This window comes from Pseudomonas sp. S2_F07, assembly GCF_054668325.1.
Genome location: NZ_CP162758.1, coordinates 3,206,906 through 3,226,279 on the forward strand (window position 1 = coordinate 3,206,906; position 19,374 = coordinate 3,226,279).

16 protein-coding genes and 1 pseudogene are annotated in these 19,374 nt (G+C 60.1%); 7 read left to right on the plus strand and 10 right to left on the minus strand.

Translation table 11 applies throughout. The features are described from left to right. Positions 1 to 35: 35 nt before the first annotated feature. Positions 36 to 2,159 carry a mechanosensitive ion channel family protein gene (locus AB4O40_RS14450; RefSeq protein WP_460054009.1) on the minus strand — a complete coding sequence of 708 codons (2,124 nt, stop codon included), beginning with the start codon at positions 2,157 to 2,159 and terminating at the stop codon, positions 36 to 38. A 172-nt stretch (positions 2,160 to 2,331) separates the two neighbouring features. Here AB4O40_RS14450 and AB4O40_RS14455 point away from each other — a divergent pair. The 5 genes and pseudogenes from AB4O40_RS14455 to AB4O40_RS14475 form a co-directional block, all read left to right on the plus strand. After that, a pseudogene (locus AB4O40_RS14455) lies at positions 2,332 to 2,569 on the plus strand (MFS transporter); the annotation flags it as partial. Positions 2,570 to 2,670: 101 nt separating this feature from the next. Then, on the plus strand, positions 2,671 to 3,597 hold the full coding sequence (locus AB4O40_RS14460; protein WP_056728957.1) for a DUF72 domain-containing protein: 927 nt from the start codon (positions 2,671 to 2,673) through the stop codon (positions 3,595 to 3,597). Then, on the plus strand, positions 3,594 to 4,391 hold the full coding sequence (locus AB4O40_RS14465; RefSeq protein ID WP_056728959.1) for an endonuclease/exonuclease/phosphatase family protein: 798 nt from the start codon (positions 3,594 to 3,596) through the stop codon (positions 4,389 to 4,391). The genes AB4O40_RS14460 and AB4O40_RS14465 overlap by 4 nt, the downstream gene beginning before the upstream one ends. Next, positions 4,388 to 5,680 carry a cardiolipin synthase ClsB gene (clsB, locus tag AB4O40_RS14470; protein ID WP_056728961.1) on the plus strand — a complete coding sequence of 431 codons (1,293 nt, stop codon included), beginning with the start codon at positions 4,388 to 4,390 and terminating at the stop codon, positions 5,678 to 5,680. Before AB4O40_RS14465 ends, clsB begins: the two co-directional genes overlap by 4 nt. Next, entirely contained in the window at positions 5,667 to 6,653 is a 987-nt protein-coding gene (locus AB4O40_RS14475) for a lysylphosphatidylglycerol synthase domain-containing protein (protein ID WP_056728963.1), read from the plus strand. The genes clsB and AB4O40_RS14475 overlap by 14 nt, the downstream gene beginning before the upstream one ends. Positions 6,654 to 6,696: 43 nt before the next feature. Here AB4O40_RS14475 and AB4O40_RS14480 read toward each other — a convergent pair whose 3' ends face one another. The 3 genes from AB4O40_RS14480 to AB4O40_RS14490 form a co-directional block, all read right to left on the minus strand. Continuing rightward, the gene (locus AB4O40_RS14480) at positions 6,697 to 7,455 is read right to left on the minus strand and encodes an alpha/beta hydrolase family protein (protein WP_056728965.1); all 759 of its coding nucleotides are present in this window, start codon (positions 7,453 to 7,455) and stop codon (positions 6,697 to 6,699) included. After that, the gene (locus AB4O40_RS14485; RefSeq protein ID WP_056728967.1) at positions 7,445 to 8,554 is read right to left on the minus strand and encodes a DUF3182 family protein; all 1,110 of its coding nucleotides are present in this window, start codon (positions 8,552 to 8,554) and stop codon (positions 7,445 to 7,447) included. Before AB4O40_RS14485 ends, AB4O40_RS14480 begins: the two co-directional genes overlap by 11 nt. Positions 8,555 to 8,871: 317 nt before the next feature. Further along, entirely contained in the window at positions 8,872 to 9,864 is a 993-nt protein-coding gene (locus tag AB4O40_RS14490; RefSeq protein WP_056728969.1) for a GlxA family transcriptional regulator, read from the minus strand. A 101-nt stretch (positions 9,865 to 9,965) separates the two neighbouring features. On the opposite strand from AB4O40_RS14490, the gene AB4O40_RS14495 reads away from it, so the two are divergent. Next, on the plus strand, positions 9,966 to 10,514 hold the full coding sequence (locus AB4O40_RS14495; RefSeq protein WP_056728971.1) for a cysteine hydrolase family protein: 549 nt from the start codon (positions 9,966 to 9,968) through the stop codon (positions 10,512 to 10,514). Positions 10,515 to 10,617: 103 nt separating this feature from the next. On the opposite strand, the gene AB4O40_RS14500 is transcribed toward AB4O40_RS14495, so the two are convergent. Then, a complete protein-coding gene (locus AB4O40_RS14500; RefSeq protein WP_007984430.1) occupies positions 10,618 to 11,136 on the minus strand; it encodes a single-stranded DNA-binding protein in 519 nt (172 codons plus the stop codon). Between the two features lie 9 nt (positions 11,137 to 11,145). Then, positions 11,146 to 12,543, minus strand: a complete 1,398-nt coding sequence (locus AB4O40_RS14505; RefSeq protein ID WP_056728973.1) for an MFS transporter — start codon at positions 12,541 to 12,543, stop codon at positions 11,146 to 11,148. Positions 12,544 to 12,734: 191 nt separating this feature from the next. Here AB4O40_RS14505 and uvrA point away from each other — a divergent pair, with 191 nt between their 5' ends. Next, complete coding sequence (uvrA, locus tag AB4O40_RS14510) at positions 12,735 to 15,569, plus strand: excinuclease ABC subunit UvrA (RefSeq protein WP_056728975.1); 2,835 nt, start codon at positions 12,735 to 12,737, stop codon at positions 15,567 to 15,569. Positions 15,570 to 15,634: 65 nt separating this feature from the next. On the opposite strand, the gene bfr is transcribed toward uvrA, so the two are convergent. The 4 genes from bfr to AB4O40_RS14530 form a co-directional block, all read right to left on the minus strand. Then, on the minus strand, positions 15,635 to 16,099 hold the full coding sequence (gene bfr, locus AB4O40_RS14515; RefSeq protein ID WP_008053867.1) for a bacterioferritin: 465 nt from the start codon (positions 16,097 to 16,099) through the stop codon (positions 15,635 to 15,637). Between the two features lie 148 nt (positions 16,100 to 16,247). Beyond that, entirely contained in the window at positions 16,248 to 17,702 is a 1,455-nt protein-coding gene (locus AB4O40_RS14520) for a catalase (RefSeq protein WP_056728976.1), read from the minus strand. Positions 17,703 to 17,939: 237 nt separating this feature from the next. Beyond that, the gene (gene rplQ / locus AB4O40_RS14525) at positions 17,940 to 18,326 is read right to left on the minus strand and encodes a 50S ribosomal protein L17 (RefSeq protein ID WP_046041617.1); all 387 of its coding nucleotides are present in this window, start codon (positions 18,324 to 18,326) and stop codon (positions 17,940 to 17,942) included. A gap of 42 nt (positions 18,327 to 18,368) precedes the next feature. Further along, positions 18,369 to 19,370 carry a DNA-directed RNA polymerase subunit alpha gene (locus AB4O40_RS14530; RefSeq protein WP_007970428.1) on the minus strand — a complete coding sequence of 334 codons (1,002 nt, stop codon included), beginning with the start codon at positions 19,368 to 19,370 and terminating at the stop codon, positions 18,369 to 18,371. Positions 19,371 to 19,374: the final 4 nt, after the last annotated feature.

Genomic DNA, 19,374 nt, shown 5'->3' on the forward strand with positions numbered 1-19,374 from the left:
GGGCCATTACAGCCGCCATAAACCTCCCGGGCGACTTACTGAGAACGCGGCCGATCCGGCATCAACACAGCAGCATGCTCTGGTTCGATCTCCGGCGGCGCTTCGACCGGATGCCGCGGCACCAGCGCCTGCTGTGGATAAGTCTGCGCGAAGTTCACCCACGGGCAGTTATCCACAAGCTTTTTCAACCGCTGGTTGAAGGCCCGGCTCACCGCGTATTGACCACCGGACACCGTGCGGAATTGCGCGGTCAGCACCACACCGTTGAGGTCCATCTTGTCGACGCCAAACACATCCAGCGATCCTTGCAGGTTGTAGCGCAGGAACGGGTCGTTGCTGATGGAGTGCCCGGCCTCGCGGATCAGTTCGATGGCCTTGTCGACATCGGTGTCGTAAGTGAACTGCACCGAGAAAAACGCATAGGCGAATTGCCGCGATTGGTTGGTCACGGCCTTGATCTGCCCGAACGGCACCGAGTGCACGAATCCCTTGCCGTCGCGCAGGCGCAAGGTGCGAATGGTCAGGCCTTCGACGGTGCCTGCGTGGCCGGAATCGAGCACCACCCAGTCACCAATGGACAAGGTGTCTTCGATGATGATGAACAACCCGGTAATCACATCCTGCACCAGTTGCTGGGAACCGAAACCGATCGCCAGGCCGATGACCCCGGCACCGGCCAGGAATGGCGCGACGTTGATTCCCAGGTTGGCCATGGTGGTGATCGCGCAAATCACCACCAGGATGATTTTGATCGCGTTGCGCAGCAGCGGCAGGATGGTTTTCACCCGCGTACTCGGCTGGCGCGCCGAGCGCTTGTTGGTGGGTGGTTTCAGGGCTTCCTGAATGGCCGTGTCGAGCAACACCCAGACCATCCAGGTCACCAGGAGGATCAAACCGATGTGGCTCAGGGAATCGCTGATCGCCCGGCCCACGGCATTGGTCACTGCGAATTCGAACAGCGACACGCCCCAGATCCGTCCGAGGATATCGATGAACACGATGGCCATGCCGATGCGCAGCAAGGCGTGGGACAGATTGAGAAAGCGTTCCTTGTAGGCGCTGCTGCGGCGCAGCTCCGTCTCGCTGCGGGCCTTGAACAAATGGTGCAGCGTGGTGCTGAGGAACACCGTGGCAATCAGCAACACCGTGGTGAACAAGGCGCTGCGCAGCACTCTCTGGTTGTCGGCCCCGGCACCGATCAGGTTGATGATCGAAACCAGTACCATCAACAGAATCGGCCAATACCAGAGCCCGGAAAATATCCGCAGGGTTTCACGCAGCGCCGGCTGCCTGAGGCGCTGGGCCAGCGGCAGGATGCGGATCACCTGGGCGACCGGTCGGCGCATGCGGATCACCAGTAAGCCGAAGGACATCGATGCTGCCAACCCGGTGAACACGGCGATGCTGCTGGTGAGGTTGCTGCCCAGTTGATGGGCGATCTGCGGGCTGGTCAGGGCATCGCTCAATGCAACCAGAAAGCCGATGACGAACAAGGGGCGGGGACTCTTCTCGCGGATGATCTGCACCGCCCGCCGCTTGTGCCCGACATTGAACACCACCACCAGCGACAGCACCAATGACGCGGCAAATATCCCCGCGCTGGCGGCATAAGCCAGACACAGCGCCAGCGCCCGTCCCGCCGATATCGACAAGAACTGACTGGCATAAATCGTCAACGGCAGACTGATCACCGCCGCAAGGGTGTAGGGCAGCACGTAGCCGAGCAACGCCTGGCCCCGCTCACGACTGAGCAGCAGACGATGCTCGCACAGGCGCCTGACGGCCATCCGCCCAAGCAGCCAAAGACAGGCAAACACCACCGCCCACACGCAGGTCAGCAGCAGGAAATCGCCAGCCACGCTCCAGGGCGAACGGGCCGAAGGCTGATTGACTAACTGATCCACTTCATCGACTGCGAGGTCGGCACGCAGGCGCCAGACGTCGACGAGATTTTCATTGAGATCGAGTTTGGTCTGGACCTCGTCGATGCTTGAACTGATGGCCCCCAGTAACCCGCCTTGCACCAGCGGCTCGGGGTGGGCCGGCGGCGTCGCGGCGGTCGCGGTGGCGGGCAGCCCCGGTATCGCGGCGGCTTCCAGTTGCTCGCTGCCCACAAACAGCAACGCTCCGAGCAGTATCGCGGTCTTGAGCCTGATCAAAACACCCGCTCCTTTGGCTGTGTCGGTAGGGAACTGATCGAGAAATGCCGGACAAGTTCGGATATAGATCCCTCGCCACAGACTAACACCCGCGCTCGCGATCTTTGCGCCCGAGGCAAATATCAAATGTCCTTCCCTGTATTTTTCTGAACGAGCCAAATCCAGACGCTGCGCTGCCCACGGGGTGTTTTTCTCGATCAACTCGACTATCGCCACCAGTCTAGTGCCGAAGGAAAAAGCCGCCAGCACGATTGCGAGCATGTTCACCAGCCTGGCCGGCGTTGGTCACCGGCGTGCCGCTGGGGACATTCATCGGCCAGCATTTGGACTGGTGTGAAACCGTCCTTGCCGTTTTGGCTCCGGGTGTAATCGCCCTCATCGGCAGCTACGTGCCGGAATATATCGCCCACAAGTGGTGCTCTGTAGAAAATTTACCGTCCGTAGCGCCATCGAAACTTTCGCCGCAGCCTCGTAGTCATCTCAAGACAGGCGCTGTCAGACCGGAGGCGACATGGCGACGATTCATATCGGTATTTCAGGCTGGCGCTACACGCCCTGGCGGGGAGATTTCTACCCCAGTGGCCTGACCCACAAGCGCGAATTGCAATTCGCCTCGCGGGCGGTCAACAGCATCGAAATCAATGGATCGTTCTACGCGCTGCAGCGGCCCGAACGTTATGCCCAGTGGTACGGCGAAACCCCGCTCGACTTCGTTTTCAGCGTCAAGGCCCCGCGCTTCATTACCCATATCAAGCGGCTGCGGGACATCCACAGACCGCTGGCCAATTTCTTTGCGTCCGGAGTGCTGGAATTAAAAGAAAAGCTCGGCCCTGTCCTCTGGCAGTTTCCCCCCAGTTTCAAATTCGATGCCGAGTTGTTCGAAAACTTCCTCGACCAATTGCCCCACAATACCGAACAGGCCGCCGCCCTCGCCCGCCAGCACGACTCCCACGTCACCGGCCATGCGAGTCTGAAGGCTCACAAAAAACAGCCCTTGCGCCATGCCGTAGAGATCCGTCACGACAGTTTTATCGATCCGCTGTTCGTCCGCTTGCTCAAGCGCTACAACACGGCCCTGGTCATCGCCGACACGGCAGGTAAATGGCCGTACCGCGAAGACATCACCAGCGATTTCGTCTACCTGCGCCTGCATGGCGCCGAAACACTCTATGCCAGCGGCTACACCCCGCAGGCACTAAAACACTGGGGCGAACGAATCGAAGCCTGGCATCACGGCCGGCAACCGGATGATGCACAACTGATCGCGCCCCGGCAGAAACCAAAGGCGTGCAAATCCCGGGAGGTATTCTGCTATTTCGATAACGACATCAAAATCCGCGCCCCCTTTGATGCACGCCATTTGCTGCAACGCCTGCACCTCGACAAAAACCTCGCCACCGTCCCCGGTGAGCCTGCCACCGAGGGCGTGTTGCCATGAACATTCCCGAGCCGGTCGGCGTCACGGACGAGCAGACACCCATCAATACGACAGTGCGCAGCTTCACAGTGCTGACGGTCAACACCCACAAAGGTTTCACCGCGCTCAATCGCCGTTTCATCCTGCCGGAACTGCGTGAAGCGGTGCGCAGTGTGTCTGCCGATGTGGTGTTTTTGCAGGAAGTCCACGGCACCCACGAACAGCATCCCAGGCGCTACACCAACTGGCCGGCGATGCCGCAATACGAATTCCTCGCCGACAGCCTGTGGCCACAGTTCGCCTATGGCCGCAATGCGGTGTATCCGGCGGGCGATCACGGCAATGCGCTGTTGTCGAAGTTCCAGATCATCCGCCACGACAACCTCGATGTATCCATCAGCGGCCACGAGAACCGCGGGCTCCTGCATTGCGTGTTGCGCCTGCCCGGCGATGGCCAGGAGGTGCATGCCATTTGCGTACACCTGGGGTTGCTCGAAACCCATCGCACCGCACAACTGAAGCTGCTCGCCCAACGCCTGGACGCACTGCCCGGCGACGCCCCGGTGATTGTCGCCGGTGACTTCAACGATTGGCGCCAGCGCGCCGATGCGTTGCTAAAACCCAGTGGTTTGCGTGAAGTCTTCGCCGCGCACCATGGCAAACCGGCACGCAGTTTCCCCGCGCGCTTGCCGGCATTGCGCCTGGACCGAATCTACGTGCGCAACCTCAAGGCCAGCCATCCGCGAGTGCTGACCTCCCGGCCCTGGTCGCACCTTTCCGACCACGTCCCGCTGTCGGTGGAGATCGAGCTATGAGCAGCCAGTCGATGGAAAAAACCACGCTGGAACACATCCCCGCTCCGCCGACCCGCGAGCCGACAGCGGTCGATGTCGAATACGGCTGGCAAGGCAGCAATCGTGTCGAGTTGCTGGAAAACGGTGAGGCGTATTTTCCCCGGGTGTTTGAAGCCCTGCGCCGGGCGCAAAGTGAAATCTTGCTGGAAACCTTCATTCTGTTCGAGGACAAGGTGGGCAATGAGCTGCAACAAATCCTGATCGAAGCTGCTCAACGGGGCGTGCGCACCACCGTCAGCCTCGACGGCTTTGGCTGCGGCGAACTGAGTACCGGGTTCCTCACCGCCCTGACAGCCGCCGGCGTGCACCTGCAAATGTTCGATCCGGCACCGAAACGCCTGGGCATCCGCACCAACTGGTTCCGGCGCCTGCACCGCAAGATTGTGGTGGTCGATGGCACCGTCGCGTTCGTCGGCGGGATCAACTTTTCCGCCGATCATCTGGCCGATTTCGGCCCCGAGGCCAAACAGGATTATTCCGTAGAGGTTCAGGGTCCGGCCGTTGCCGACATCCATCACTTTGCCCTGCTGCAATGCGGTCGCCCGGCACACGCCAAATACTGGTGGCAGCGCCGTCGGCAGCGGCGTTCGGAACTGGCCTTCAGTGATCACGATGGCCAGGTGCGGCTGGTGTACCGCGACAACGGGGAACACCAGACCGACATCGAGGAGGTTTACCGCCAGGTGTTGCGCCAGGCGCAGCGCCGGGTGGTGATCGCCAACGCCTACTTCTTTCCCGGTTTCCGCTTGCTGCGCGAGATCCGCAACGCGGCACGCCGAGGGGTGGATGTGCGGTTGATCCTGCAGGGACAGCCAGACATGCGGGTGGCCAAGCTCGCGGCGCGCATGACCTACGATTACTTGCTCAAGTCCGGGGTGAAGATCTACGAATATTGCGACCGCCCACTGCACGGCAAGGTCGCACTGGTGGATGAGGACTGGAGCACCGTTGGCTCGAGCAATCTCGACCCGTTGAGCCTGTCGATGAATCTGGAAGCCAACGTGCTGATCCGCGACCGTGGCTTCAATCGAGTTCTGTTCGATCGCCTGGAAGACCTCAGCGACAACCACTGCAAGGTCATGTCTCACGACATCGCGCCACGCGGGCGTGTCTGGCACATGACCATCGGTTTTCTGGTGTTTCACTTCCTGCGACATTTCCCGGCATGGGCCGGTTGGTTGCCGGCGCATAAACCTCGCCTGAAACCCTTCCCCCCTCCGACCGAGAGCGCTGACCATGAACCGCGCTGATCCCCACACGGCAACTCACGCCAAAAGCCCGGGCAAGTCGCACTGGAGCCGCTGGAAACGACCGCTGACGATGCTGTTCTTCCTGATGCTGATCGTGCTGTTCACGATGCTCGCCCAGCGCCTGGAATGGAACGAAGTGTTCGATAACCTGGCGGACTTCAAGGTGCGCACACTGATCATTGCGTCGGGGCTGACCCTGGTGAGTTTTCTGGTGTACGCCTGCTTCGACCTGATCGGCCGCACTTACATCCGCCAGAACCTGACCTGGAAGCAAATCCTGCCGGTGGGAATCATCAGCTACGCCTTCAACCTGAACCTCAGCGCCTGGGTCGGCGGCATCGCCATGCGTTACCGGTTGTATTCGCGGCTCGGGGTCAGCAAGAGCAACATCGCGAAAATCCTCGGCCTGAGCCTGGCGACCAACTGGTTTGGGTACATGGTAATTGCCGGTGCCGTGTTCAGCAGCGGGCTGGTACGCATGCCTCCGGGCTGGAAGCTCAGCAGTAGCACGCTGCAAGGCGTGGGGGTCTTGTTGTTGCTGCTGAGCGCCGGGTACCTGGCGGCGTGCCGGTTTGCCAGGCGTCGGGAGTGGGCGATTCGCGGCATCGAAATCGACCTGCCATCCTTGCGCATGGCGGTGCTGCAACTGGCCCTCGGTGCCCTGAACTGGTCGCTGATGGCGGCGGTGATTTTCACCTTGCTGCCGAGCAAACTGGACTATCCACTGGTGTTGGGCGTGCTGTTGATCAGCGCCATCGCCGGGGTCATCACTCACATCCCGGCCGGGCTCGGCGTGCTGGAAGCCGTGTTTGTGGCCCTGCTGCAACACGAGGCTTCGCGGGGCAGCCTGGTGGCGGGACTGCTGGCCTATCGGGCGATTTATTTCATCCTGCCGCTGTTGATTACCCTGGTGATGTATTTGCTGGTGGAAGCCAAGGCCAAGGCGCTGCGGATAGAGAAAAAACCCAAGTGATTTTGTGCTGGTTGTGAAGACGCCTTCGCGAGCACACCGCAAATCACCGGGATTGAATAATGCTCAACCGCTCCCCCACCACCATCTCGGTAATCCAGCCGACAAGGATCGAGGTGTAGGCCTGCTGCGAAACCGGGTCGCTCAGCGCGTGATCGGCACCATCGATGATGCGATGGGTCAGCGAGTGAGTCTGCTGGCACGCCGCGCGGTAACTCATGATCGTCGAATGGGGCACATAGTCGTCGGTCTCGGACTGCACCAGCAGGACATCCCCGGTGAATTGCGAGCAGGCATGCAAGGCGCGATTGCTGTCGGCACGCACCAGGGTGCTTCGGTAATCACGCAGGTCCAGCTTGTCCAGATCGCGTTTCGGCGCGTGCCATTGCTCGTCGCGATACAGCGCCGGCACCCGCAACGCCAGCCAGCGAACCGGCCTGAGCGAGGTCAGGATCGAGGCCAGATACCCCCCGTAACTGGTGCCGACCACGGCAATCGCCGAGGTATCGAGAGCCGGGTGCGCGAGCAAGCGGTCATAGGCCGCCAGCAGGTCGCGCAAATTGTCTTCCCGGGTCACCCGTGTCAATGGGATACCGGTGCCATTGGTGTGCCCGCGCAAATCGAATGTCAGGCACACGCATCCCAAGCCGGCGATGCCTTTGGCGCGCTCCAGGTCCCGCTCCTGGCTGCCGCCCCAACCGTGCACGAAGAGCACACCGGGAACTTTCGATTTGGGACTCAGGAAGGTCCCGCTCATCTGTTCGTCGTCGATGTCGATCTGAATGGATTCGCTTCTAGCCGTCATAGGATTCAACCGTCACGTACTTGAGGAGAAAGTCACTGGCCTGCGCCGGCCCGCGGTACACCTCGATGGCGTCCGCCGGTAGCGGCTGGTCGATGTAGGTTTCCACCGAAGACACACGAATCGCGCATATCCCCGGATCGTTGACGAAACTCTGCAAGGCCGCCACCTCGGCGCTGCTGGCACCGCCCATGCGCCAGGACTGTTCCAGCACACCGCTGCGTGGCCGGCCGTCGCTGCCGACGCCCTGGGCGATGTCGTAGTTGCGCCGCGAGGCATAGAAACCGGGATAGGCTTCATCCGCCGCGCTGTCGAACACCTGTGCCTGATGGATCGCCAGGCGCACGTCTTCCGGAAGATCCAGTTCCAGTAATGCGTCATAGCCGCCTGGCACCACCAGCAGGTTGGACCCGCCATACACCTGTTCCCCCTGAGCGTCCTCGGTCAAATATTGATCACCGCAGTAACTGAGTACGTGGCCGCCGATACGACTCTGGCCGACGCTGTGGGTGATCACCTGGTCCAGGTCCTGTTCGAGTACCACGCCTTCGGTGAACATCGCCTCAGCCTCCGGCTGGGCAAGCAGCTCATCGAACTCGTCGAGGCTTTTGATCACTTCCTGACCACGTCCGGCACAGGCATGAATCGGTTTCAGGCGGATCGGCCCGGTGTACAGCAAATGCTCTGCCGCCGGACGCGCATCCTTCAGAGAGAACACACTGAGACCGTCGAGCACCACGCTGCGCACCCGCTCGGAAAACAACGGAGCCCAGCCTGGCGGCGCATGGGCGTGGCGGTTGAGCAATCCGTGGCTGATGGCCTTGGTGCAAATGAAGTCGTGGTCGACATAACCACCCCACAAATCCTCCGGCCCCTTGACCCCCAGTTGCCGGGCAATCGCAGCGCCCACCAGGGTCTGGGTCGGCAACAGGTAGAGGTCCCGCCCGACATGCAGTTGCGGGTCGTAGCTGCCGCCATACTTGAGCCCCAGTATCTGAGCCAGCCAGCGGGCCAGCGCACGGTTGGTTTCAACTTCGTGCTGCGGTGCATCGGCGAGCACCGAATGGGCGACCACCAGTCTCCTGGAGTTTGCTGGGGTCATGCATCCCCCTTCAATCGACGCTTGATGAATGTAGCTGAAGGGGTGCAGAGATCAGGCCAAGGCCCGTCGAGGGAAAAGTGGTTTAAAATCAGCCAGTTGCACAGACAGCGATGGCATTAGGCCTGTTTTATTCTGCACGACGCCCTTTGATACTCCGGCATTTTGCACGATTCCAGACTGGCACAGAACACATGTGGGAGCGGGCTTGCTCGCGAAAGCAGAGTGTCATTCACCGCAAATGTTGACTGAAAGTCCGCATTCGTCGGAACGCCGCCCGGAGCAAGCCCGCTCCCACAGGGGGATTTGTTGTGAACGGCCTACCGCGCCGCGGCCCCCGGCGTCACCCCAAACCGCGTCCGATAATCACTCGGCGCCAACCCGGTGATTTTCCTGAACGTCGCACGAAATGCCCCGGGGTCCTGATACCCCACGGTCCAGGCGATGTGATCGATAGTGCCGTTGGTGAACTCAAGCATTTCCCGGGCCTTGCCGACCCGCAGATGCTGGCAGTATTCGGTGGGTTTGAGCCCGCTGGCCGCGCGGAAGCGGCGCAGGAAGGTACGTTCTTCCAGCCCTGCCTTTTCGGCCATCGCCGCCAGCGACACATCGGTCGCCCCGGTGCTTTGCAGCCAGTGTTGCACCTTGAGGATCGCCGCATCGCCATGACTGAGGATCGGCGCAAAGTTGCTGCCGCACTCACTGGCGCTGTCGCTGTGTTCCACCACCAGAAAACGTGCGGTGTTGGTGGCGATGCTCGGCCCCAGCAGTCGATTGACCAGGCGCAGACCCAGTTCGGACCAGGCCATCAGCCCGGCGGTGGTAATCAGGTCGCCGTCATCGACAATCGGCGTATCGGCCTTGAGTCTGATCGCCGGATAACGCTCGGCGAAGGCTTTGGCCGAGGTCCAGTGGGTAGTGGCGCTGCGACCGTCAAGCAGACCGCTTTCGGCCAACAGGATAGAACCCACGCAAACCCCGCCCAGTGTCGCACCGCTGGCATGTTGCTCACGCAACCAGCGGATCAATCCCTGTGGCGCCTGGCCCTCGGAAAAACCGCCGATCGACGGCGGAATCAACACGGCCACCAGGGCGCGCCCCGGGCCGGAATGACTATCGAATACCCGAACCGGCGGCTGATCACCCTCGACCTGCCAATGGCTGACCCGCAACAGCGGTAACTGCGCAGCCTGATGCTCGGCGGCGATCCGGTTCGCCACCCCGAACAAGTCCGTCAAGCCGTGCACCGCCGCCATCTGCGCGCCGGGATAGATCAGCACACCGAGTTCGGCGATTGCCCTTTCTGCGTCCATTGTCAGTTTTCCCCCTTCTATTGTCGGTGCGGCCAATCCTCGGATTGCCTGCCACAGCCAATACTTCATTCCACACCAACACACACTTCGAGGAAACAGTCATGGCCAAGCAAGCGCTCATCGTAGTCGATATCCAGAACGACTACTTCCCCCAAGGCAAGTGGCCGCTGGTCGGTGCCGACGCCGCCGCCGACAACGCCGTCCGCCTGATCAAGGCCTTCCGCGACGCGGGGGATTCGGTGGTGCACATCCGCCACGAATTCACCTCCGAAGAGGCGCCGTTTTTCACTCCGAACTCCGAAGGCGCCAAGCTGCATCCGAAAGTGCTCAACCGCGCCGACGAACCGGTGGTACTCAAGCACTTCGTCAACTCATTCCGCGAAACCGAATTGAAATCGATCCTCGACGAGCAGGGCATCAAGGAACTGGTGGTCGTGGGCAGCATGAGCCACATGTGCGTCGACGGCATCACCCGTGCGGCGGCGGATTTTGGCTATACGGTCACCGTGATCCACGACGCCTGCGCCACCCGTGACCTGGAGTTCAATGGCGTGACGGTTGCGGCGGTGCAGGTTCATGCGGCGTTCATGGCAGCCCTGGCGTTTGCTTATGCCAGCGTGGTGTCGACCAACGAGTTCCTAGCGGCCTGAGTCTGCAACCAAATTTTACCGCCCATAAAAAACCCGCACTTCGAAGTGAAGTGCGGGTTTTGTGTTTCAGCTTGCCGCTTGTAGCTTGAGGCTTGCAGCCAGGCTAGAACGGAATATCGTCATCAAAGCTGTCGAAATCCGGAGCCGGCTGAGGAGCCGCCTGCTGTGGAGCCGGGCGCGACTGTTGCGGTGCCGACTGCTGTGGACGCGGAGCCTGCTGGCGCGGAGCGGATTGCTGGTAGTTGTTACCGCCGCCCTGGCCTTGCTGGTCGCCCTGTGGACGGCCGCCCAGCAGTTGCATGGTGCCTTGCATGTCGACCACGATTTCGGTGGTGTAACGCTTGATACCGTCTTTTTCCCACTCGCGGGTCTGCAGCTTGCCTTCGATGTAGACCTGCGAACCTTTACGCAGGTATTCGCCAGCGATTTCTGCAACCTTGCCGAACATCGACACACGGTGCCATTCGGTCTTTTCGACTTTCTGACCGGTTTGCTTGTCGGTCCACTGTTCGCTGGTCGCCAGACTCAGGTTGGTCACGGCGTTACCGTTAGGCAAGTAGCGAACTTCGGGATCCTGGCCGCAAGTGCCGACCAATATGACTTTGTTAACCCCACGGGCCATAACGTTCTCCTAGGCTACGCACGCTGCCCCGGCCGGGTTGTTCACCAGGCGCTCAAGGGTGGTGCGATCCAATAGTTCGGTGTCCAGTTTGATGTAAATCGCCGCCTCTTCCGCGACGATGACTGCATCTGTTACCCCTACGACCGCCTTCAGGCGCTCGACCAGACCCGCTTCGCGGATCGCCTCGGGCGACAACGGCAAGCGCAGGCTCGTGACGTAGGGAGGTTCGCGCATGGTAACAGCAAAGGCCAGCCAGAGGGCAGCGAGAGCGGCGCATCCGAGGAACACAACCGACAGACCGCCATGCTGGAACAGCCAGCCACCGAGGATTCCCCCCAGTGCCGAGCCGAGGAACTGGCTGGTGGAGTAAACCCCCATCGCCGTGCCCTTGCCGCCAGCCGGTGAAACCTTGCTGATCAGCGACGGCAACGAAGCTTCCAGCAGATTGAACGCGGTGAAGAACACCACCGTACCGATCACCAGAGTCCGCAAGCTGTCGCCGAACTGCCAGAAGAATAGCTCAGTGAGCATCAGCGTCACGACGGCGCCGAGTAAAACTCGTTTCATTTTGCGTTTCTTCTCGCCGTAGATAATGAACGGGATCATGGCGAAGAAAGAAATCAGCAACGCGGTCAGGTATACCCACCAGTGCTGCTCTTTGGGCAGCCCGGCTTTCTCGACCAGCGCCAGCGGCAAGGCGACGAAGCTGGACATCAGCATCGCGTGCAACACAAAAATGCCCAGGTCCAGGCGCAACAGGTCCGGATGCTTGAGGGTCGGGATCAGCGCCTGGCGCGCGACACCGGACTCACGGTGCTGCAACGGGCCGGTGGAGCGCGGCACCATGAACATCACGATCACGATGCCGAACAGCGCCATACCGCCCGTGGCAAGGAACAGCCCGGACAACCCGAAGGCGCGGGTCAGCAGCGGGCCGACCACCATGGCCACCGCAAACGACAGGCCGATGGTCATGCCGATCATGGCCATGGCCTTGGTCCGGTGCTGCTCGCGGGTCAGGTCGGACAGCAAGGCCATGACCGCCGCGGAAATCGCCCCGGCGCCCTGCAGGATCCGGCCGGCAATCACGCCCCAGATCGAGTCGGCATTGGCTGCCAGCAGACTGCCGAGGGCAAACACGATCAGGCCCAGGTAAATCACCGGGCGGCGACCGATGCGGTCGGAAATGAAACCGAAAGGAATCTGGAACACTGCCTGGGTCAGGCCATAGGCGCCAATCGCCAGACCGATCAGCGCCGGCGTGGCGCCAGCCAGATCCATCCCATAGGTCGCCAGTACCGGCAACACCATGAACATGCCAAGCATACGGAAGGCGAACACCAGGGCCAGACCGCTTGCCGCGCGGGTCTCGCTGCCACTCATGCGCTCGCTGTGGGGATCGTGCATGGAAAAACCTCATGTGAACCGGCGGCGATTCTACCAGTCCCATCGATTGGCAGGGTATATCGCGACGCTTTGACGCGCATTGCTGACACACTCTTCATGTAAGACAGTAGCCCACTCGTTTGATAGTGTGCATCCATCCAGTATTTGGCCGTATACTCCTACGTTTTCGACGCCCGCCGAGCGAGGCCACCTTGGACAAGATCCTGATTCGTGGGGCTCGAACCCACAACCTGAAGAACATCGACCTGACCCTGCCGCGGGACAAGCTGATCGTCATCACCGGCCTGTCCGGCTCCGGCAAGTCGTCCCTGGCTTTCGACACCCTGTACGCCGAAGGTCAGCGTCGCTACGTCGAATCGCTGTCGGCCTATGCCCGGCAGTTCCTGTCGATGATGGAAAAGCCCGACGTCGACACCATCGAAGGCCTGTCGCCGGCGATTTCCATCGAACAGAAGTCGACCTCGCATAACCCGCGTTCGACGGTCGGCACCATCACCGAAATCTACGACTACCTGCGTCTGCTTTATGCACGCGTGGGTATTCCCCGCTGCCCGGATCACGACATCCCGCTGGAAGCGCAGACCGTCAGCCAGATGGTCGACCTGGTCCTCGCCGAACCGGAGGGCAGCAAGCTGATGCTGTTGGCGCCGGTCATCCGCGAGCGCAAAGGCGAGCACCTGTCGGTTTTCGAAGAGCTGCGCGCGCAGGGCTTCGTCCGCGCCCGAATCAACGGCAAGCTCTATGAACTGGACGAAGCGCCCAAGCTCGACAAGCAGAAAAAACACACCATCGATGTCGTGGTCGACCGCTTCAAGGTTCGCGCCGACCTGCAACAGCGCCTGGCCGAATCCTTCGAGACCGCGCTGAAACTGGCGGACGGTATCGCCCTGGTGGCGCCGATGGACGACGAGCCGGGTGAAGAGATGATCTTCTCCGCACGCTTCGCCTGCCCGATCTGCGGCCACGCGATCAGCGAACTGGAACCCAAGCTGTTCTCCTTCAACAACCCGGCCGGCGCTTGCCCGACCTGCGATGGTTTGGGGGTGAAGCAGTTCTTCGATATCAAGCGCCTGGTCAATGGCGAACTGACCCTGGCCGAAGGGGCGATTCGTGGCTGGGACAGGCGTAACGTCTATTACTTCCAGATGCTCGGCTCGCTGGCCTCGCACTACAAATTCAGCCTGGAAGTTCCGTTCAACGAACTGCCCGCCGATCAGCAGAAATTCATCCTGCACGGCAGCGGCTCGCAAAACGTCGATTTCAAATACCTGAACGACCGTGGCGATATCGTCAAACGCTCGCACCCGTTCGAAGGCATCGTGCCGAACCTGGAACGCCGTTACCGCGAAACCGAATCGGCATCGGTGCGCGAAGAACTGGCCAAGTTCCTCAGCACCCAGTCGTGCCCGGATTGCCGTGGCACCCGTCTGCGGCGTGAAGCGCGGCACGTGTGGGTTGGCGAGAAAACCCTGCCGGCGGTGACCAACCTGCCAATCGGCGATGCGTCCGATTATTTTGGCGGGCTCAAGCTCACCGGCCGACGTGGCGAAATCGCCGACAAGATCCTCAAGGAAATTCGCGAGCGCCTGCAATTCCTGGTCAACGTCGGCCTCGACTACCTGTCGCTGGATCGCAGCGCGGACACCCTGTCCGGTGGCGAGGCCCAGCGTATTCGTCTGGCCAGCCAGATTGGCGCTGGCCTGGTCGGCGTGCTGTACATCCTCGACGAACCTTCGATTGGTCTGCACCAGCGCGATAACGACCGGTTGCTCGGCACCCTCAAGCACCTGCGCGATATCGGCAACACGGTGATCGTGGTCGAGCACGACGAAGACGCGATCCGTCTGGCCGATTACGTGGTGGACATCGGACCGGGCGCAGGCGTGCACGGCGGGCACATCGTCGCCGAAGGCACACCGGCCGAAGTCATGGCTCACCCTGACTCCCTGACCGGCAAATATCTGTCGGGCCGGGTGAAGATCGAAGTCCCGGCCAACCGCACGCCGCGCAACAAGAAGCTGTCGCTGTCGCTCAAGGGCGCTCGCGGCAACAACTTGCGCAATGTCGACCTGGAGATTCCAATCGGTTTGTTGACCTGCGTGACCGGCGTGTCCGGCTCGGGCAAGTCGACGCTGATCAACAACACGCTGTTTCCATTGAGCGCCACGGCGCTGAACGGCGCGACGACGCTTGAAGCTGCCGCTCACGACAGCATCAAGGGTCTGGAACACCTGGACAAGGTCGTCGACATCGACCAGAGCCCGATCGGCCGTACACCGCGCTCCAACCCGGCGACCTACACCGGGTTGTTCACACCGATCCGCGAGTTGTTCGCCGGCGTACCGGAGTCCCGCTCCCGGGGCTACGGGCCGGGGCGTTTCTCCTTCAACGTGAAAGGCGGGCGATGCGAGGCTTGTCAGGGCGATGGCCTGATCAAGGTGGAAATGCACTTCCTGCCGGACATCTACGTGCCCTGTGACGTGTGCAAGAGCAAGCGTTACAACCGCGAGACCCTGGAGATCAAGTACAAGGGCAAGAGCATCCACGAGACCCTCGAGATGACCATCGAGGAAGCACGGGTGTTCTTCGATGCCGTACCGGCCCTGGCGCGCAAGCTGCAAACCTTGATGGACGTCGGACTGTCGTACATCAAGCTGGGGCAATCGGCGACCACGCTTTCCGGCGGTGAAGCCCAGCGGGTGAAGCTGTCCCGCGAACTGTCCAAGCGCGATACCGGCAAGACCCTGTACATCCTCGACGAACCCACTACCGGGCTGCACTTCGCGGATATCCAGCAACTGCTGGACGTTTTGCACCGCCTGCGCGACCACGGCAATACAGTGGTGGTGATCGAACACAACCTGGACGTGATCAAGACCGCCGACTGGCTGGTGGACCTGGGTCCGGAGGGCGGTTCCAAGGGCGGACAGATCATTGCCGTCGGCACGCCGGAGGAGGTGTCAGAGATGAAGCAATCCCACACCGGTTACTACCTCAAGCCGCTGCTGGAACGCGACAGGGCTTAACCGGGCCCCATGAAAAAGCCCCTGTCACTTCATCAGTGACAGGGGCTTTTTTGTATTCGCAGCAATCAGGTGTGGGATTGCAGGTAGTTCTCAAGACCGATCAACTTGATCAGACCCAACTGCTTCTCGAGCCAGTAGGTGTGATCTTCTTCGGTGTCATGCAATTGAACCCGCAGCATTTCGCGGCTGACATAGTCCTTGTGTTGCTCGCAGAGCTTAATGCCCTTGCACAGCGCTGCCCGCACTTTGTATTCCAGGCGCAAATCCGCTTCGAGCATCTCGGTGACTGTGGTGCCGACATCGAGATCGTCCGGACGCATCCGCGGCGTGCCCTCGAGCATCAGAATCCGGCGCATCAGGGCATCAGCGTGCCCTGCTTCCTCTTCCATCTCGTGGTTGATTCGTTCGTAGAGCTTGGTGAAACCCCAGTCCTCATACATCCGCGAGTGGACGAAATATTGATCACGCGCGGCCAGTTCGCCGGTCAGCAACGTGTTGAGGTAATCGATTACATCTGGGTGGCCCTGCATCGCCCTACATCTCCCTGCTTGAAAGTTGTAGTTTGAACCAACATGCCGGTATCGTCACTCGCAAGACGCAATAAAAGCGAAGATATTCTGAGAAAACCGGCTGAAATAACGCAAAAACCGCCCAAACAAGGGCGGTTCTGCTTCTCATTTAGACTTCGTTAAGCTGTACGTTGAGCAACTTTGCGATTGCGTCTCCATACGCCGGGTCAGCCTTGTAGAAATGTTGCAACTGGCGGTCAACCACATCACTCGACACACCCGCCATCGCACCGGCGATGTTGCTGACCAGCAGTGATTTCTGCTCTTCAGTCATCAAGCGGAATAATGCGCCGGCGTGACTGTAGTAGTCCGTGTCTTCACGGTGGTCGTAACGATCGGCGGCACCACTGAGGGCCAACGCCGGCTCTGCGTAACGAGGCGCCTGCTTCGGCGACTCGACGTAGCTGTTGGGCTCGTAGTTCGGCGTCGCACCGCCATTGCTGCCAAAAGCCATCGAACCATCGCGCTGATAACTGTTGACCGGACTCCGAGGAGCATTGACGGGCAACTGCTGGTGATTGGTGCCGACACGGTAGCGATGAGCGTCCGCATAGGCGAAGACCCGACCTTGCAGCATACGATCCGGCGATAGTCCAACGCCTGGAACCATGTTGCTGGGCCCGAACGCGGCTTGCTCGACTTCCGCGAAGTAGTTCTGCGGATTGCGATTGAGCTCAAGTTCTCCGACTTCAATCAGTGGAAACTCTTTCTGCGACCAGGTTTTGGTGACATCAAACGGGTTCTCGTAGTGCGCCGCTGCTTGAGCCTCGCTCATGATCTGAATGCACACGCGCCATTTCGGAAAATCACCCTGGTCGATTGCATTGAACAAGTCGCGCTGGGCGTAATCCGGATCAGTACCCGCCAGGCGCGCAGCCTCGGCAGGAGCAAGGTTCTTGATCCCCTGTTTGGTCTTGTAGTGCCACTTCACCCAGTGACGCTCACCTTGAGCGTTGATGAGGCTGTAAGTGTGGCTGCCAAAGCCGTGCATGTGGCGGTATCCGTCAGGGATACCCCGGTCAGAGAACAGGATGGTGACCTGGTGCAGCGCCTCGGGCGAATGCGACCAGAAGTCCCACATCGCCTGGGCACTCTTCAGGTTGCTTTGCGGTAAACGCTTCTGGGTGTGGATAAAGTCTGGAAACTTCAGTGGATCACGAATGAAGAACACGGGGGTATTGTTGCCAACGATGTCCCAGTTGCCTTCCTCGGTGTAGAACTTCAAGGCGAACCCGCGCGGATCACGCTCGGTATCGGCCGAACCACGCTCGCCGCCCACGGTGGAAAACCGCAGGAAAGTCGGGGTTTGCTTGCCGACTGCCTCGAACAGCTTCGCGCTGGTGTATTGAGTGATATCGCGCGTCACAGTGAACGTACCGTAGGCACCCGAGCCTTTGGCGTGTACACGGCGCTCAGGGATGTTTTCACGGTTGAAGTGGGCAAGCTTCTCGATCAGGTGAAAGTCGTCGAGCAGCAGCGGGCCACGAGGGCCGGCGGAACGGGAATTCTGGTTATCGGCAACAGGAGCGCCACTGGCGGTGGTAAGCGTTTTGTTTTGGCTCATGCGATCTTCCTTCCTCTGTCGGTCTTGAACTGCCGGCTATCGGCTGAGAAGGAGTATTGATCATCAATACGACAGCTACAAATTCATTAACTTGCAGACATCGATAGAGAAAAACTAATGATCATCCCCATCACATAATGCCGATGCGGACGAAGGAGACGCTTGTACAAACGGCGCGTTTCTTACGGGCACAAAAAACCGGGCACTAGGCCCGGTTCTTTGTTTCAGACTGACGTCTTACTCGGCAGATACAGCTTCGCCGGCAGTAGCACGATCAACCAACTCGACGTACGCCATAGGCGCGTTGTCGCCAGCGCGGAAACCGCACTTGAGGATGCGCAGGTAGCCACCCTCACGGGTAGCGTAACGCTTGCCCAGGTCGTTGAAGAGCTTACCAACGATAGCTTTCGAACGAGTACGGTCGAAAGCCAGACGGCGGTTAGCAACGCTATCTATCTTGGCCAAAGTGATCAGCGGCTCGGCAACGCGGCGCAGTTCTTTAGCTTTTGGCAGAGTAGTTTTGATCAGCTCGTGCTCGAACAGCGACACCGCCATGTTTTGGAACATGGCCTTGCGGTGCGAGCTGGTGCGGCTCAGGTGACGACCACTTTTACGATGACGCATGGTTCATTCCTTACCAAACACTACGTTCGGTGATTACGACGATCAGGCAGTCGCCTTGTCGTCCTTCTTAAGACTTGCAGGCGGCCAGTTGTCGAGGCGCATGCCGAGGGACAGACCGCGGGAGGCCAGAACGTCCTTGATTTCAGTCAAGGATTTCTTGCCCAGGTTCGGAGTCTTCAACAGCTCTACTTCGGTACGCTGAATCAGGTCACCGATGTAGTAGATGTTTTCCGCCTTAAGGCAGTTAGCCGAACGTACAGTCAGTTCCAGATCGTCAACCGGGCGAAGCAGGATCGGATCGATCTCGTCTTCCTGCTCGACAACCACTGGCTCACTGTCACCCTTGAGGTCGACGAACGCAGCCAACTGCTGTTGCAGGATGGTTGCAGCGCGGCGAATTGCCTCTTCAGGATCCAGAGTACCGTTGGTTTCCAGATCAATAACCAGCTTGTCCAGGTTAGTACGCTGCTCGACACGGGCGTTTTCCACCACGTATGCGATACGGCGAACCGGGCTGAACGAAGAGTCAAGCTGCAAGCGACCGATGCTGCGGCTTTCGTCTTCATCGCTCTGACGCGAGTCTGCCGGTTCATAACCACGACCACGAGCCACTACGAGCTTCATGTTCAGGGCGCCGTTAGACGCCAGGTTAGCGATTACGTGATCGGGATTAACGATCTCGACATCATGATCCAGCTGAATATCGGCAGCGGTAACCACCCCCGAACCCTTCTTCGACAAGGTCAGCGTAACTTCGTCACGACCGTGCAGCTTGATAGCCAGACCTTTAAGGTTCAACAGGATTTCAATTACGTCTTCCTGTACACCTTCGATGGCGCTGTACTCGTGGAGCACACCGTCAATCTCGGCCTCGACTACTGCACAGCCGGGCATTGAGGACAACAGGATGCGGCGCAGCGCGTTGCCCAGGGTATGGCCAAAGCCACGCTCGAGAGGCTCGAGAGTGATCTTGGCGCGGGTTGGACTGACAACCTGCACATCAATGTGGCGGGGTGTCAGGAACTCATTTACCGAAATCTGCATGGAT